Genomic DNA, 15,285 nt, shown 5'->3' with positions numbered 1-15,285 from the left:
TTTTTTCATGAACTTTCCATTTTCATTTATATAACAAGCAAAACTCGAGCCAACTTTGACAGATGGTCTTAAGGCTTGCTTACTAGGATGTATGAGGATATTGTAAAGAATATTAAGCGGTAATGCACTAAAATAGTGCATAAATGTATTTAGGCAAAATGTAGGTACAAAAAAAGACGGCTATCAAAGCCGTCTTTTTAATAACATCAAACGAATTAGCAGCTGTAATACATGCCAAATTCAATTGGATGCGGTGTCATGCGCATCTTAGTGACTTCTTCCATCTTAAGATCGATGTAACTATTGATCCAGTCATCGGTAAATACACCGCCGCGTGTTAAGAACTCGCGATCTTTATCTAAATACTCAAGCGCTTGTTCAAGCGATGAACATACCGTCGGCACTTGTGCATCTTCTTCAGGTGTTAAATGGTACAAGTCTTTTGTAGCGGGTTCACCTGGGTGAATCTTATTTTGAATACCATCTAGACCTGCCATCATCAATGCGCTGAATGCAAGATATGGATTCGCTATTGGATCAGGGAATCGCGCTTCGATACGACGGGCTTTGTCACCTTCCACGAATGGAATACGAATCGATGCTGAGCGGTTCTTCGCAGAGTAAGCTAATTTCACTGGAGCCTCAAAGCCTGGCACTAAACGTTTATATGAGTTCGTACCTGGATTAGTAATCGCATTGAGTGCACGCGCATGTTTAATCACACCACCAATATAGAACAATGCGAGCTCACTTAAACCTGCGTAGCCAGAACCTGCAAATAAATTTTTACCATCTTTCCAAATCGATTGATGCACATGCATACCTGAACCGTTATCACCTACGATAGGTTTTGGCATGAATGTTGCTGTTTTGCCATAGTTATGTGCAGTGTTTAACACCACGTATTTAAGTAGTTGAGTCCAATCTGCTCGCTGTGTGAGTGTACTAAATTTAGTACCGATTTCACATTGGCCTGCAGTGGCGACTTCATGGTGATGTACTTCAACGGGAACGCCCATCGCTTCTAATGTAATCGACATTGCTGAACGCACATCTTGAAGTGAGTCCACGGGTGGTACTGGGAAGTAACCGCCTTTAACACCTGGACGGTGACCAGTATTGCCGCCTTCGTGTTGAGTGGCTGAGTCCCATGCACCTTCTTCTGAGTTAATTTTAACGTGACATCCTTCCATACCTTGAGACCAAGTGATGGAGTCAAAAATAAAGAATTCTGGTTCAGGACCAAAGTAAGCTGTGTCACCTATGCCTGTGGATTTTAAATAAGCTTCTGCACGACGCGCTAAGCTTCGTGGACAGCGCTCATAACCTTTACCGTCTGTTGGATCTACGACATCGCATGTCAGGATCAAGGTTGGCTCTTCCATGAATGGATCGATGTTAGCTGTATCTGGATCTGGCATCAGCAACATGTCGGAGGCTTGAATGCCTTTCCAACCTGAAATCGATGAACCATCGAATGCGTGACCTTGTTTAAATTTATCTGCATCAAAAGCTGAGACAGGCACGCTGACGTGCTGTTCTTTGCCTCTCGTATCCGTGAATCTAAAGTCCACGAATTTAACGTTGTTATCTTTAATCTTTTTCATTACATCAGCGATTGCCATTTCATTCTCCTAAAAGCTTCAATTGTGATTCAAACTGTTGTTCATTAATGCATTTCAACATATTAATAGTAAGCATAAATTGTGCCAATCTAATAATGATATAAGACACTGTTATTGTTCGAGATTTAAAAGGTGAAAGCCAAAAATTGCACCAAAAAAATGCATATATGAGTTTTATGCACTTATAAAGTGCATAAATGAGTTTGATGGCAGTTTTTTAAAAAACACTTATACTCAAAACCTTAATCAAAATCGATGTGATAGCGCTCCATGACTGATCTTAAAAAACATTTTGCTGTGATTGGTAATCCAATTCATCACAGCCTATCTCCTCAAATTCATGCAGCGTTTGCTAAAGAAAATGGGCTTCATATTGCTTACGAAGCTATCCTTTCACCTCGCGATCAGTTTACAAATACAATGCATAAACTCATCGCACAAAAATTAAGCGGGGTAAATGTCACATTGCCTTTTAAAAAAGAAGCATACCAATTAGCAACCACACATTCTAGTCACGCTAGAATCGCTGAAGCAGTTAACACGCTCGAATTTAAACAAGGTGAAATGATTGGCCATAATACAGATGGCATAGGATTAGTAAGAGACCTCGAACAAAATCTTGATACACATTTAAAAAATAAGAAAATTTTACTCATTGGTGCGGGCGGTGCTGCAGAAGGTGTGATTTATTCTATGCTAGAAAAAAAACCGTCTGAATTAACGCTTACCAATCGAACCATTGAAAAATCAAACGTGATTCAAAAAAAAATGGATGTGCATGCAAAAAGTTTTAATGTGCATTTAAACGTGATTGAAATTCCAAAATGTCCGCATCAATATTTTGATGTCATCATCAATGCAACTTCAGCGAGCTTAAGCGATGATGCTCTACATATGGATCCAAAAGTTTTTCATAAAGGCTCCTTAGCCTACGACATGATGTATGGCAAAGAAACATCTTTTATTAAGCAAGCTAAATCACGAGGATCTAAAGTATCAGATGGTCTAGGTATGTTGGTTGAACAAGCCGCGGAAGCTTTTTTTATTTGGCATCATATTAAGCCTCAAACAAAATCTGTGATTGAATCTTTAAGAGCGCTTTAATTGCCGCAAAGATTAAAAAATTTATTTTGGAACCATCGCTCTTTTAAAGGAAAGATTGCATCCGTCTTATTTCTTTTGTTTTTTTTCTATCAGCTCTGGATTTTATTTCACATTATTTTATGGACGGTTATAAATCCAGGTGAAAGTGCTTTTATGGAAAGAAGACTCGAACATCTTCAAGAGAAAGATGAAAAAGCAACACTTCGTCATCAATGGGTGAATTACAACCAAATCTCAATTAATATTAAACAAGCCGTGATTGCAGCCGAAGATGCTAAGTTTATTGACCATGAAGGTTTTGATTGGGAAGGCATTGAAAAAGCTTATGAAAAAAATAAACGACGCAAAAAAATTGTAGCGGGAGGCTCCACCATTAGCCAGCAGCTTGCTAAAAATTTATTCTTATCTAACCAAAGAACGCCTTGGCGAAAAGCAGAAGAAACAATTATCACGCTGATGCTTGAAACGATTTTAAGTAAACAAAGAATCTTAGAAATTTATTTGAATGTGATCGAGTGGGGAAATAATGTGTATGGCATTGAAGCCGCATCCCTTCGTTATTTTTCCTCCCATGCAAAAGATCTCAATAGTTTTCAGTCGGCTAAGTTAGCCTCTATGATTCCTAATCCTAAATATTATGAGCGTCATCAAGATGCTTCAGGATTAATTGAGCGAAGCGGGATTATCTTATCCCGAATGAGTGCGATTCAAGTACCGTAATTTATTTTAGGTAAGGTTTTAGATATTTACCCGTGTAACTCTTTTTATTGTTAGCAACCTCTTCAGGTGTGCCTTCTGAAATAATTTCACCACCACCATCACCACCTTCAGGGCCTAAATCAATCACCCAATCTGCAGTTTTAATCACATCTAAATTATGTTCAATGATGACAATGGTATTACCTGCATCACGAAGCTTATGAATCACATCAAGTAATAGTTGAATATCAGCAAAATGAAGTCCGGTGGTGGGCTCATCTAAAATATAAAGCGTGCGGCCTGTATCACGTTTTGAAAGCTCTAAGGCTAATTTAACACGCTGCGCTTCGCCGCCCGAAAGTGTCGTCGCATTTTGACCTAGAGTGATATAACCCAAACCTACTTCAATGAGAGTACGTAATTTTTTTTCAACCGCAGGAATTGCATTAAAAAATTGATGGGCTTGTTCAACCGTCATTGATAACACGTCATGAATATTTTTACCTTTAAATTGAATCTCCAAAGTTTCACGGTTATAACGTTTACCTTGGCAAATATCACAAGGCACATAGACATCAGGTAAGAAATGCATTTCAACTTTAATCACCCCGTCCCCCTCACAAGCTTCGCATCGACCGCCTTTGACGTTAAATGAGAAACGGCCTGGGCCATAACCTCGGTTTCGGCTTTCATTCAATTGTGCAAAAAGTTCTCGCGTGGGTGTAAAGAGTCCTGTGTATGTCGCAGGATTAGATCTGGGCGTTCTTCCAATCGGGCTTTGGTCAACATCAACGACCTTATCAAAAAAATCTAAGCCTTTAATCGATGCATGTTCAGCGGGCTCCGTATGGCTTCCATATAAATGATGTGCGACGGCACGATATAGCGTGTCATTGATGAGAGATGACTTACCACTACCTGACACGCCTGTAACACAAGTGAGGAGACCAATCGGTAATTTTAAATGTACATTTTTTAAATTATTTCCCTTAGCACCTTTTAACTCTAACCATTTTAAAGTGCGTGGCAATACTCGTTTATTTTTATATTTGATTTCTTTACGACCACTGATGTATTGACCTGTGAGTGATTTGGGATGTTTGGCAATCATCTTAGGTGTACCTTCAGCCACTATATAGCCACCATGTTCACCTGCACCTGGACCGATATCGACGACATGATCAGCAGTCATAATTGCATCTTGATCGTGCTCAACGACGATCACAGTATTGCCTAAATCACGCAATCTTTTTAAGGTTTCAAGTAAACGATCGTTGTCACGCTGATGAAGACCAATGGATGGTTCATCGAGCACATACATGACGCCTGTTAAACCACTACCGATTTGTGAGGCTAAACGAATACGTTGTGCCTCACCACCTGACAAGGTTTCGGCTGATCGAGAAAGCGATAAATAATCCAAACCGACATTAACTAAAAATTTTAAGCGACTGGTAATTTCATAAATGATTTTTTCAGCGATAGTTTTTTTTGCTCCCTTTAATTTTAGAGATTCAAAAAAATGCACCGTTTCTTTTAAGGGGGTATGACATATTTCGTGAATATTTTTTTTACCCACTTTGACATGTCTTGCTTCGATTCTTAAACGTGAACCTTCGCATGCAGGACAGGTTTGCATATTCAAATATTTTGCGAGTTCATCTCGAACAGTACCTGAATCCGTTTCGTGATAACGACGTTTTAAATTATTTAAGATGCCTTCAAAGCTATGCATTTTTTTATTAATTTGACCGCGTTCATTAAGGTATGAAAAACTAATCTGCTCGCTACCGCTCCCATTCAAAATGACGTCTTGAATTTTTTCTGACAACTCTTCAAACACTGTTTCTAAATCAAATTTGTAGTGCTCACTTAAGGATTGCAGAAGTTGGAAATAAAATTGATTACGCTTATCCCAACCTTTAATAGCTCCTGAAGCTAGCGACAAATGTGGGAAAGCTACCACGCGCTTGGGATCAAAGAAATTAATATTGCCAAGCCCGTCACACTCAGGACAAGCCCCCATCGGATTATTAAACGAGAAAATACGTGGCTCTAATTCTTCCAAAGAGTAATCGCATAAAGGACACGCAAATTTAGCTGAGAAGAGATGTGATTTATTGGTATCCATTTCAATCGCAATCATCTTGCCTTCGGCTAGTCTTAATGCAGTTTCAGTCGACTCTGTCATCCGCTGCTTAATCTCAGGATTAATTTTAATGCGATCGACCACCACATCAACTTGATGTTTTTTAGTTTTGGTGAGTTTTGGCAGAGCATCGATTTCATAAATCTCACCATCAATACGCAAACGAATAAAACCTTGCGCTTTCAAATCTTCAAATAAATCTTGTTGTTCACCCTTTCTACTATTAACGATGGGAGCTAACAACATAATTTTTGTGTCATTGGGGAGTGCTAGTAATGTATCCACCATTTCAGATACCGTTTGTGATTCCAATGTGTGCGCGTGCGTGGGACATTCAGGCTCACCTGCTCTTGCATAGAGCAATCTTAAGTAGTCATGGATTTCAGTGACTGTGCCAACCGTTGATCGAGGATTATGCGAAGTTGATTTTTGTTCAATCGAAATCGCAGGGGATAAACCTTCAATTAAATCGACATCCGGTTTATTCATGCGCTCTAAAAATTGACGTGCATAAGCCGATAAAGACTCAACGTATCGACGCTGACCTTCGGCATATAGCGTATCAAAAGCCAAGGATGATTTGCCGGAACCGGATAGACCTGTAATCACAATCAATTTATTACGGGGTAAATCAAGTGAAATATTTTTTAAGTTATGGGTTCTAGCCCCGCGAATCTTGATCGTATCCATGTAGCTTAAGCTTTTTAAAGGTAACCTGTTAATATACGAAATTATTCGAAAATAAGAAATATCTAATTCAAGTTTATGAAGATAGAACAAGGCATGACCCCGCTCGAGATTAGATCCAGTCTTAGTCTGGCATCGATTTATGGCCTAAGAATGTTAGGTATGTTTTTAATCCTACCTATTTTTGCGATTTATGCAGAAGGCTTGCCAGGGAGCCCCTCAGCTTTTCAAGTAGGTCTTGCGTTAGGGGCTTACGGTCTCACGCAAGCCCTCTTTCAATTGCCTTTCGGCATGCTGTCCGACCGTTATGGACGGAAAAACATTATCTATATTGGCTTACTTTTATTCGCTTTAGGCTCATTTGTTTCAGGTTATTCAGACGATATCAATATCATTATTTTAGGCCGTGCAATTCAAGGGGCTGGAGCTATTTCGGCTGCAATTACAGCGCTTGTGGCAGACCTAACAAGGGATGAGCATCGCACCAAAGCGATGGCTATGATCGGGGCTACGATTGGTATTACTTTTGCCTTATCTTTGATGGGAGCTCCTGTTCTTAATCGTCTGATAGGGGTGCCCGGTATTTTTATGCTGACAGGTTTTTTATCATTATCAGCTATTTTAGTTGTACGTTTTGTGGTGCCCACACCGTTAACTGTCAATACCGTTAAAACATTAAAAGAACCCGCACCTTCCTTTAAATCCATTCTAAAAAATAAAGAACTCTCACGTTTAAATTTTGGGATCTTTGCGCTTCATGCAGCACAAATGGCGATGTTTATAGTGGTGCCGGTCGCACTGGCCACTTCAGGTGGTATGGATGTCAATCAGCATTGGAAAGTTTATTTGCCTGTTCTCCTAAGTTCTTTCGTCTTTATGGTGCCTATCATTATCGCGAGTGAAAAATTCAATAAATCAAAACTCGTATTTATCAGTTCTATTTTTCTGATGCTCATTGCCCAACTGATGTTTGGTATTTTAATTAACATTTTTTGGGGTCTAGTTGCATCCCTTTTTGTCTACTTTGTAGCTTTCAATGTCTTAGAGGCAAGTCTGCCTAGTTTGATAAGCAAAATTGCCCCGCCAAGCGCTAAAGGGACGGCGATTGGGGTGTATAATACGTGTCAGTCATTAGGTGTCTTTTTTGGTGGTTTATTAGGTGGATTTTTAGCGGATTTTGGTGGCAGTTTTTCAGTGTTTTCATTTTGTGCCATTTTAATGACGTTGTGGGTAGGCTTTGCATTATCGATGAAAGCACCGCCTGCGATTAAAACCTTAATGTTTATGATTAAAAATAAATCATTACTCAAAAGCCCTAAACAATTAGGAATAGTGCAACAACAATTAAAAAAAATACAAGGTGTGCGTGACGTCATCATCTTGCTTGAAGAAGGCAAGGTCATGCTCAAAGTCAACAAGCACGAAACGATTCATGAAGCATCAATTATTCGGTTACTAGGAGGAAAACATGGCGTCAGTTAATAAAGTTATTTTGATGGGTAATTTAGGCAAGGATCCTGAAGTGCGATTTATGCCGAACGGCGACGCAGTGTGCAATTTTAGTATTGCAACAACAGACAACTGGAAAGATAAGAACGGTGAAAAGCAAGAACGCACCGAGTGGCATAACATTGTCATGTATCGAAAGTTAGCTGAGATCGCAGGTGAATATTTAAAAAAAGGTCGTCCTGTATTTATTGAAGGTAGACTCCAAACACGCAAATGGCAAACGAAAGAAGGCCAAGATCGCTACACCACGGAAATCATCGCAGAGAGTATGCAAATGTTAGGTGGTCGCGATAGCGGTGGAGGCTCATCAACTGGTTCATCGAGCACGCCAAGTCAAACCGCATCGCAAAGTAATGATGAATTTAATCAAGCTCCGCAAAGAACAAGTGGCGCACCGCAGGCAGCCGCTGCGACAAACTTTGATGATTTTGAAGACGACATTCCTTTTTAATTCATGCCTATTTTTGATTTCACATGTGAAGCTTGCAGATGTTCGAAAGAATTACTTCGTAAAATTTCAGATCCGATTTTGATGGAATGCCCTGAGTGCAAAAAAGAGACTTTTAAAAAACAAGTCTCAGCACCAAGCTTCCAGCTTACAGGCTCTGGATGGTATGTTACAGATTTTAAAAATAAAGCAAAAGAAAGTTCAGCAAAAGCTGATACAAAAACTGAAACCAAAAAAGATGCGACTGCATCTTCAACTTAAATAATTAATTTACATTATGTTTAAACGTTATTTTTTCACAGGCTTACTTGTTCTTGTCCCTTTAGCGATTACGATATGGGTGATTACTTCTCTTATCCACTTCCTAGATCAAACACTTATTTGGTTGCCTTACGATTACCAACCAAAAAATCTTTTTGGGTTCGATATTCCAGGTATAGGTGTCGTTTTAACAGTAGCTGTCATTCTAGGTATTGGACTTCTAGCCTCTAATTTATTTGGTCGTCAATTTTTAAAGCTATGGGAATTATTGTTATCAAGACTTCCGTTTGTGAATTCTATTTACTCAAGTATCAAGCAAGTATCCGATACTTTGTTTTCAGAGTCAGGTCGCGCTTTTAATAAAGCAGTACTCATTCATTATCCTAATCGAGATACCCGGACAATTGCATTTTTAACAGGTGAGCCTAGCCCCGATATTTCAAAACATTTAAAAGGTAAGTATGTGAGTGTTTATGTCCCTACTACACCCAATCCCACTTCAGGATTTTTTCTGATGGTCGCTAAAAAAGATATTGTGGAACTTGATATTAGTGTGGATCAGGCGTTGAAATATGTTATCTCAATGGGTGTTGTGCCCCCAAGTAAAAAAACAAAAAAAATTAATTAAAAATTTATCTAAAGAGACTTTAAGAATGATGCGAACGCATTACTGTGGTGATTTAAATAAAACACATATTGGCGAGACTGTAACTTTATGTGGCTGGGCTCATCGTCGTCGTGACCATGGCGGTGTTATCTTTATTGACCTTCGCGACCGTGAAGGTATTGCACAAATTGTGATCGATCCTGATACCAAGGAAACATTTGCCACTGCAGAGTCAATTCGTAATGAATTCGTATTAAAGGTCGTATGTAAAGTAAGAGCTCGCCCAGAAGGCACAGTCAATTTAAATATTCCGACAGGCGAAGTGGAAATGTTAGCATCCACGATTGAAATTTTAAATCCCTCATTAACGCCACCATTTATGTTGGATGACGATTCCATTTCAGAAATGATTCGTCTTGAATATCGCTTTATGGATTTACGTCGTCCGATGATGCAAAATAACTTACGTCTTCGCTATCGTGTAGCTAAAGTGTTACGTGACTTCTTAGACGAAAACGGATTTATGGAAATTGAAACACCGATGCTCACTCGCAGCACGCCTGAAGGTGCGCGTGACTATCTTGTGCCATCTCGTGTGCATGCGGGAGAATTTTTTGCACTCCCTCAGTCCCCTCAATTATTTAAACAGCTCCTTATGGTGTCAGGTTTTGATCGCTACTTCCAAATCACAAAATGTTTCCGCGATGAAGATTTAAGAGCAGATCGCCAGCCTGAGTTTACACAAGTCGATATTGAAACTTCGTTTATGTCTGAAGAAGATATTATGACGATCGTTGAAACCATGATTCGTGAGATGTATAAAAAAGTGGCTTCGATTGATTTGCCATCTCAATTCCAACGTATGACTTATCAAGAAGCAATGCATAAATATGGCTCAGACAAACCTGATATGCGTGTGACATTAGAAATTACTGAATTGACTGATGTTATGAAAGATGTCGATTTTAAAGTATTCTCATCGGCAGCCACCATGAAAGGTGGTCGTGTTGCAGCACTAAGAGTTCCAAATGGATCTGCCATTACACGCTCTGAAATTGATGCTTATACAGAATTTGTCAAAATCTATGGAGCTAAAGGTTTAGCTTACATCAAGATCAACGATATCAATGAATTGAATGAAACAGGTCTTCAGAGTCCAATCGTTAAAAATATTCATGTCAATGCTTTGAAATCTATCATTGAAAAAACGGGAGCGCAAAATGGCGACATTGTTTTCTTTGGTGCTGACAAAGAAAAAGTTGTAAATGAGGCTCTTGGCGCATTGCGCCTTAAAATTGGCCATGAAAAAAATCATGTCGATGGAAGAGCATGGGCACCTTTATGGATTGTTGATTTTCCAATGTTTGAGCACGATGAAGAAACAGATCGATGGGTCGCAATTCACCATCCTTTTACAGCGCCTAAAGAAGGCCATGAAGACTTACTAGCGACTGATCCTGGCAAATGTTTATCTAAAGCCTACGACATGGTCATCAATGGTTGGGAAGTAGGTGGCGGCTCCATTCGTATTCATGAAGAAAAAATTCAATCTAAGGTATTTGATGCTTTGAAAATTTCAAAAGAAGAAGCTAAAGAAAAATTTGGATTCCTTCTTGATGCTCTTCAATATGGCGCACCCCCTCATGGTGGTCTAGCATTTGGTCTTGATCGACTCGTCACATTATTAGCAGGCGCTGAATCAATTCGTGATGTGATAGCTTTCCCTAAAACACAACGCGCTCAATGTTTACTTACTAAAGCGCCTAACGTGGTTGATGAAAAACAACTTCGCGAACTTCATATTCGTCTTCGTACACCACAAACTACAACCTAAAAAATAAGTTCATGATTTTATCCATCAATCACATTCAGCTTGTTGCAGAAAAAGATTTGGTGATTCAGTTAAGAGATTTTTACTGTGATGTTGTTGGTTTAACTGAAGGATTTAGGCCAGCATTCGAACGCTTTGGCTTTTGGTTATATATAGGAGATAAAGATGTCCTTCATCTCATTACACCCAAAGAAGGAGATGGTCGCTCCTCACAAAAATCTTCTTTTGATCATGTTGCATTTAAGACTGCCAGCTATCAAGAAGTTTTAAAAAAACTTAAATCGTTCAATATTTCTTTTGAAGAGAAACCAATCCCTGATATGAGAGCCCATCAAATATTTTTACGCGATCCCGCGGGTAATCGTGTAGAGCTTAATTTTGAGGGCGAAGATCGCTAATCTTTTTTTTATAAGGATATTTCATTATGAAAAGCTACCGAAAAGAACTTTGGTTTAATGCGCCGTCCCGAATGCATTTCACAAATATCACGCCTGATATCAGAGAATGTTTGTCTGAAAGCGGTATTAAAGAAGGTCTTGTTCTAGTAAATGCTATGCATATCACGGCAAGTGTGTTTATTAATGATGACGAATCGGGTTTACATCATGACTATAAGGAATGGCTAGAGGCGATAGCCCCTCATGAGCCTGTTAATCACTATCGTCATAACGATACAGGCGAAGACAATGCAGATGCGCATATCAAGCGACAAATTATGGGTCGTGAAGTGGTTGTAGCTGTAACTTCTGGCAAGCTTGATTTTGGACCCTGGGAACAAATTTTTTACGGTGAATTTGATGGGCGACGAAAAAAAAGAGTCCTTGTTAAGATTATTGGTGAATAAATAGATTAAATTCAAAACATAAAAAAAGCACCCCGAAGGGTGCTTTTTAGTTTCTAAACTACTAAGAAATGAATCTTAGAAGAATAAGATCGCGCCTAGAGAACCGACGTTGTTTTTGTTTTCTTCACCAGCATGCTTTTTAGAAGTTAAATAACTATTTTACAAAACGAACCCAATTTTTAAGGGGTAATTATTGTTTGACGTAAGCTTCTAGCTCTTTGATTAGGTTTTTTTGATACACAATCATTTCTTTAGCTACATCACCCAAAGACAACATACCAATGACCTTTTGGCCATCCGTGATCGGCAAGTGACGAATATGATTTTCGGTCATAAGCGTCATCGCTTTTTCAAAGGTATCTTTACTTTGTCCCACTAATACATTTTTAGTCATCACTTCTTGAATGGCAGTGACTTTAGATGACTTACCTTTAAGAACAACTTCACGCGCGTAATCACGTTCTGAAAAAATACCGACCATTTTGTCTTGGTCCATCACAATGAGAGCACCAATCTTATATTCAGCTAAGATAATCAGTGCATCAATCACGGGACGGTTGGGGGCAATACTAATGACTTCTTTATGCTTTTTATCAGCAATAAGTTGAGCGGCTGTTTTCATAAGACACCTCTTTCGAAAAGCTTAAGATCTTAAAGATACACTTTATAATAATGTCACTATATTAAACAAGTATAAAAATGCTTCTTAAAAAAAATCAAGGCCTGATGGCTTTCTTAGCTCTCATGCTTTTGTGCCTTATCTGGGGTTATAACTGGGTAGTGATGAAAAATGCCCTCCATTTTGCAGGCCCTTTTGATTTTGCAGCGCTCAGAACTATCCTAGGCGCACTTTGTTTATTCATCGTGATGCTTATCTTAAAAAAACCTTTCAAAATTCAAGAAATTCCAAGCCTAATTGTTTTGGGCCTCCTTCAAACGGCTGGTTTCACAGGACTTTTAGTATGGGCTTTGGTCGAAGGTGGTGCCGGCAAAACAGCGGTGCTTACTTATACGATGCCTTTTTGGACCATGCTTTTGGCGTGGCCACTTTTAGGCGAAAAACTAAGTGGTTGGCAATGGCCTGCAGCTTTCTTTTCATTGATGGGCATTTTATTTATTTTAGACCCGCTTCATTTAGGCACCGATTTATTCAGTATGGTGTTAGCGATTGTATCTGGGATTTCATGGGCACTTGCCGTGATCTTGGCTAAAAAACTTCAGGCTCGATCCCCTGATCTTGATCTTATTTCCTTGACTGCATGGCAAATGCTTTTTGGCTCAATACCTATTGTCATCTTCGCCTTAATGACGCATACGACTTCGATTGAATGGAATAGTTACTTTATAGGCGCACTCATCTATAACTCAGTCTTTGGGAATGCCATTGCATGGTTATTATGGTTATATGCATTAAGACATTTATCAGCAGGCATAGCCACCATGACTACGACAGTCTGCCCCGTTATTGCGGTCATAACATCATCGATTGAGCTTCATGAATTCATTAAACCTTTTGAATTTGTAGGTATGTTCTTCATTGGCATATCTCTTTTAATGATTTCTTATGACCGTATTAAAAGGCACCAAGAAGGGCTTGTTCAGCCATGGCTTAAAAATGAACCCATGATAAAATCAAGGCATAGAAAGGGTTAAGCATGGCAGGACATTCCAAATGGGCGAATATTCAACATCGCAAGGGTCGCCAAGACGCTAAGCGCGGAAAAGTATTCACAAAAATTATCAAAGAAATTACAGTGTCAGCAAGACTCGCCGGTGGAGAAGTGAACTTCAATCCGAGATTGAGAGCTGCTGTGGCACTGGCTAAAGAAGAAAATATGCCACAAGACAATATCACGCGTGCCATTAAAAAAGGTACCGGTGAATTAGAAGGTGTGAGTTACGAAGAAGTAAGATATGAAGGTTACGGCATTGGTGGGGCTGCCATAATTATTGATTGCTTAACAGATAATAAACAGAGAGCTGTCGCTGATGTGAGACATGCACTCACTAAACATGGCGGCAATTTAGGTACCGATGGATCTGTGGCTTTTTTATTTAAACATTGTGGACGCATCTTTTTTGCCCCCGGCACAGATGAAAATAAAGTCATGGAAGTAGCCCTAGAAGCAGGTGCTGAAGATATTATCAATGATGAGGATGGGAGTATTGAAGTGATTACCCCTTCTCAAGAATTTATTCAGGTTAAAGAAGCGCTTTTAAATGCCGGTTTAAAAATAGAATTGGCCGAAGTCGCGATGAGACCTACATTAGAAAATGCTTTGAGTGGAGATGATGGTATTAGAATGCAAAAAATTCTAGATACGCTTGATGACTTAGATGATGTGCAGGAAGTTTATACCACCGCAGTGATTGAAGATTAAATACATCATTGAGTGATCCTATTATCATCCTTGGGATTGATCCTGGTCTAAGAATAACAGGATTCGGTGTTGTGGAAAAAAGTGGTGACAAGATTCGTTATCTTGGAAGTGGTGTAATAAAAACCGTCAGTGCAAAAGTTGATGCGCGTGATAGTTTGCCTGAGCGTATTCAAATTATTTTAGAAGGGCTCTTCGAAGTGATCGATGAATATAAACCAAAACAAGTCGCTATTGAAAAAGTGTTTGTGAACGTAAATCCACAATCCACGCTTTTACTGGGTCAAGCTCGAGGAGCTGCCATCAGCGCTGCAGTCATCAAAAAATTACCTGTCTATGAATACACAGCATTGCAAGTTAAAAAATCAGTAGTAGGTTCAGGACATGCCAAAAAAGAGCAGGTGCAAGAAATGGTCAAACGATTTTTAAAATTGCCCGAATTACCGCAAGCCGATTCTGCAGATGCGCTTGCATGTGCGATGTGTCATGCAAATGCTTATAACCAATTGCAAAGTATGGATGCTTTAAGTTACCGGATGAAAAAAGGTAGGCTCGTATGATAGGAAGAATTTCCGGCATTCTTTTAGATAAAACACCACCCTTGGCTTTAATTGATTGCAATGGTGTGGGCTATGAATGCGAAGTCCCTATGAGTACTTTTTATTTACTGCCTCAAGCAGGAGAAAAAGTCACATTACTCACGCACTTTGTCGTGCGTGAAGATGCGCAACTTCTATTTGGTTTTGGTACCAACCAAGAACGTTTAATGTTTAGACAGCTTTTGAAAGTGAATGGTATTGGAGCTAAGTCCGCACTTGCTATTTTAAGTGGCTTATCCATTGATGAATTGATTCAAGCCGTGTCACTTCAAGAAGCAGGACTCTTAACCCGTGTACCCGGTATTGGTAAAAAAACAGCCGAACGTTTACTGTTGGAATTAAAAGATAAATTCACACTTGATTCAGCGCTAAGTATTAAGGGTTCTGGTATCACATCGATCAGCCAAGATGTTCTCAATGCGCTCATTGCATTAGGCTACAATGAACGCGAATCTTTAAATGCAGTCAAAAGTTTAGATATAAATCTCACTGTGAATGATGGCATTAAACAAGCTTTAAAATATTTATCTAAAGGCTAATGAAG

At 39.2% G+C, this 15,285-nt stretch carries 16 protein-coding genes; 13 read left to right on the top strand and 3 right to left on the bottom strand.

What is annotated here, in order from left to right:
• Positions 1–215: 215 nt before the first annotated feature.
• Positions 216–1,625, bottom strand: coding sequence for a type I glutamate--ammonia ligase (gene glnA, locus FIT79_RS05955; protein ID WP_139875953.1), 1,410 nt, complete (start codon positions 1,623–1,625; stop codon positions 216–218).
• 270 nt (positions 1,626–1,895) lie between these two features.
• On the opposite strand from glnA, the gene aroE reads away from it, so the two are divergent.
• Both aroE and mtgA read left to right on the top strand, forming a co-directional pair.
• On the top strand, positions 1,896–2,729 hold the full coding sequence (gene aroE / locus FIT79_RS05950; RefSeq protein ID WP_139875952.1) for a shikimate dehydrogenase: 834 nt from the start codon (positions 1,896–1,898) through the stop codon (positions 2,727–2,729).
• Positions 2,730–3,449, top strand: a complete 720-nt coding sequence (gene mtgA, locus FIT79_RS05945) for a monofunctional biosynthetic peptidoglycan transglycosylase (RefSeq protein ID WP_139875951.1) — start codon at positions 2,730–2,732, stop codon at positions 3,447–3,449.
• 1 nt (position 3,450) lies between these two features.
• Here the strand turns inward: mtgA and uvrA are convergent, their stop codons facing one another.
• Complete coding sequence (gene uvrA, locus FIT79_RS05940) at positions 3,451–6,267, bottom strand: excinuclease ABC subunit UvrA (protein ID WP_139875950.1); 2,817 nt, start codon at positions 6,265–6,267, stop codon at positions 3,451–3,453.
• 75 nt (positions 6,268–6,342) lie between these two features.
• Here uvrA and FIT79_RS05935 point away from each other — a divergent pair, with 75 nt between their 5' ends.
• From FIT79_RS05935 to FIT79_RS05905, 7 genes are read left to right on the top strand one after another with little or no spacing between them, the layout of a single operon-like run.
• A complete protein-coding gene (locus FIT79_RS05935; RefSeq protein WP_223259632.1) occupies positions 6,343–7,746 on the top strand; it encodes an MFS transporter in 1,404 nt (467 codons plus the stop codon).
• Positions 7,733–8,224 carry a single-stranded DNA-binding protein gene (locus FIT79_RS05930; RefSeq protein ID WP_139875949.1) on the top strand — a complete coding sequence of 164 codons (492 nt, stop codon included), beginning with the start codon at positions 7,733–7,735 and terminating at the stop codon, positions 8,222–8,224. Before FIT79_RS05935 ends, FIT79_RS05930 begins: the two co-directional genes overlap by 14 nt.
• Before the next feature lie 3 nt (positions 8,225–8,227).
• A complete protein-coding gene (locus FIT79_RS05925; protein ID WP_139875948.1) occupies positions 8,228–8,482 on the top strand; it encodes an FmdB family zinc ribbon protein in 255 nt (84 codons plus the stop codon).
• Between the two features lie 16 nt (positions 8,483–8,498).
• Positions 8,499–9,110 (top strand): DUF502 domain-containing protein, encoded by a 612-nt coding sequence (locus FIT79_RS05920; RefSeq protein WP_139875947.1) that lies wholly within the window; start codon positions 8,499–8,501, stop codon positions 9,108–9,110.
• A gap of 25 nt (positions 9,111–9,135) precedes the next feature.
• Positions 9,136–10,923, top strand: coding sequence for an aspartate--tRNA ligase (aspS, locus tag FIT79_RS05915; RefSeq protein ID WP_139876106.1), 1,788 nt, complete (start codon positions 9,136–9,138; stop codon positions 10,921–10,923).
• 11 nt (positions 10,924–10,934) lie between these two features.
• Entirely contained in the window at positions 10,935–11,318 is a 384-nt protein-coding gene (locus FIT79_RS05910) for a VOC family protein (RefSeq protein ID WP_139875946.1), read from the top strand.
• Positions 11,319–11,344: 26 nt separating this feature from the next.
• The gene (locus FIT79_RS05905; RefSeq protein WP_139875945.1) at positions 11,345–11,764 is read left to right on the top strand and encodes a secondary thiamine-phosphate synthase enzyme YjbQ; all 420 of its coding nucleotides are present in this window, start codon (positions 11,345–11,347) and stop codon (positions 11,762–11,764) included.
• Between the two features lie 190 nt (positions 11,765–11,954).
• Here the strand turns inward: FIT79_RS05905 and FIT79_RS05900 are convergent, their stop codons facing one another.
• Complete coding sequence (locus FIT79_RS05900; RefSeq protein WP_139875944.1) at positions 11,955–12,386, bottom strand: CBS domain-containing protein; 432 nt, start codon at positions 12,384–12,386, stop codon at positions 11,955–11,957.
• 77 nt (positions 12,387–12,463) lie between these two features.
• Between FIT79_RS05900 and FIT79_RS05895 the strand changes: the two genes are divergently transcribed.
• From FIT79_RS05895 to ruvA, 4 genes are read left to right on the top strand one after another with little or no spacing between them, the layout of a single operon-like run.
• Positions 12,464–13,417 carry a DMT family transporter gene (locus FIT79_RS05895; protein WP_139875943.1) on the top strand — a complete coding sequence of 318 codons (954 nt, stop codon included), beginning with the start codon at positions 12,464–12,466 and terminating at the stop codon, positions 13,415–13,417.
• A 2-nt stretch (positions 13,418–13,419) separates the two neighbouring features.
• The gene (locus tag FIT79_RS05890) at positions 13,420–14,145 is read left to right on the top strand and encodes a YebC/PmpR family DNA-binding transcriptional regulator (RefSeq protein ID WP_139875942.1); all 726 of its coding nucleotides are present in this window, start codon (positions 13,420–13,422) and stop codon (positions 14,143–14,145) included.
• Between the two features lie 8 nt (positions 14,146–14,153).
• Entirely contained in the window at positions 14,154–14,702 is a 549-nt protein-coding gene (gene ruvC / locus FIT79_RS05885) for a crossover junction endodeoxyribonuclease RuvC (protein ID WP_420898283.1), read from the top strand.
• Positions 14,699–15,280: a Holliday junction branch migration protein RuvA gene (ruvA, locus tag FIT79_RS05880; protein WP_139875941.1), complete on the top strand. Its 582-nt coding sequence runs from the start codon at positions 14,699–14,701 to the stop codon at positions 15,278–15,280. Before ruvC ends, ruvA begins: the two co-directional genes overlap by 4 nt.
• The last annotated feature ends 5 nt before the right edge of the window (positions 15,281–15,285 follow it).

This window comes from Candidatus Methylopumilus universalis (genome assembly GCF_006365315.1).
Classification (GTDB): Bacteria; Pseudomonadota; Gammaproteobacteria; order Burkholderiales; family Methylophilaceae; genus Methylopumilus; species Methylopumilus universalis.
The sequence above is the reverse complement of the archived record's forward strand: the minus strand, read 5'-3'. Positions and strand labels throughout refer to the sequence as shown.

Coding starts and splice junctions, on each gene's coding strand:
- aspS (WP_139876106.1), top strand. CDS start 9,136: ATGATGCGAACGCATTACTGTGGTGATTTAAATAAAACACATATTGGC.
- FIT79_RS05890 (WP_139875942.1), top strand. CDS start 13,420: ATGGCAGGACATTCCAAATGGGCGAATATTCAACATCGCAAGGGTCGC.
- FIT79_RS05900 (WP_139875944.1), bottom strand. CDS start 12,386: ATGAAAACAGCCGCTCAACTTATTGCTGATAAAAAGCATAAAGAAGTC.
- uvrA (WP_139875950.1), bottom strand. CDS start 6,267: ATGGATACGATCAAGATTCGCGGGGCTAGAACCCATAACTTAAAAAAT.
- aroE (WP_139875952.1), top strand. CDS start 1,896: ATGACTGATCTTAAAAAACATTTTGCTGTGATTGGTAATCCAATTCAT.
- glnA (WP_139875953.1), bottom strand. CDS start 1,625: ATGGCAATCGCTGATGTAATGAAAAAGATTAAAGATAACAACGTTAAA.
- ruvA (WP_139875941.1), top strand. CDS start 14,699: ATGATAGGAAGAATTTCCGGCATTCTTTTAGATAAAACACCACCCTTG.
- FIT79_RS05910 (WP_139875946.1), top strand. CDS start 10,935: ATGATTTTATCCATCAATCACATTCAGCTTGTTGCAGAAAAAGATTTG.
- FIT79_RS05935 (WP_223259632.1), top strand. CDS start 6,343: ATGAAGATAGAACAAGGCATGACCCCGCTCGAGATTAGATCCAGTCTT.
- FIT79_RS05925 (WP_139875948.1), top strand. CDS start 8,228: ATGCCTATTTTTGATTTCACATGTGAAGCTTGCAGATGTTCGAAAGAA.
- FIT79_RS05895 (WP_139875943.1), top strand. CDS start 12,464: ATGCTTCTTAAAAAAAATCAAGGCCTGATGGCTTTCTTAGCTCTCATG.
- FIT79_RS05930 (WP_139875949.1), top strand. CDS start 7,733: ATGGCGTCAGTTAATAAAGTTATTTTGATGGGTAATTTAGGCAAGGAT.
- FIT79_RS05905 (WP_139875945.1), top strand. CDS start 11,345: ATGAAAAGCTACCGAAAAGAACTTTGGTTTAATGCGCCGTCCCGAATG.
- FIT79_RS05920 (WP_139875947.1), top strand. CDS start 8,499: ATGTTTAAACGTTATTTTTTCACAGGCTTACTTGTTCTTGTCCCTTTA.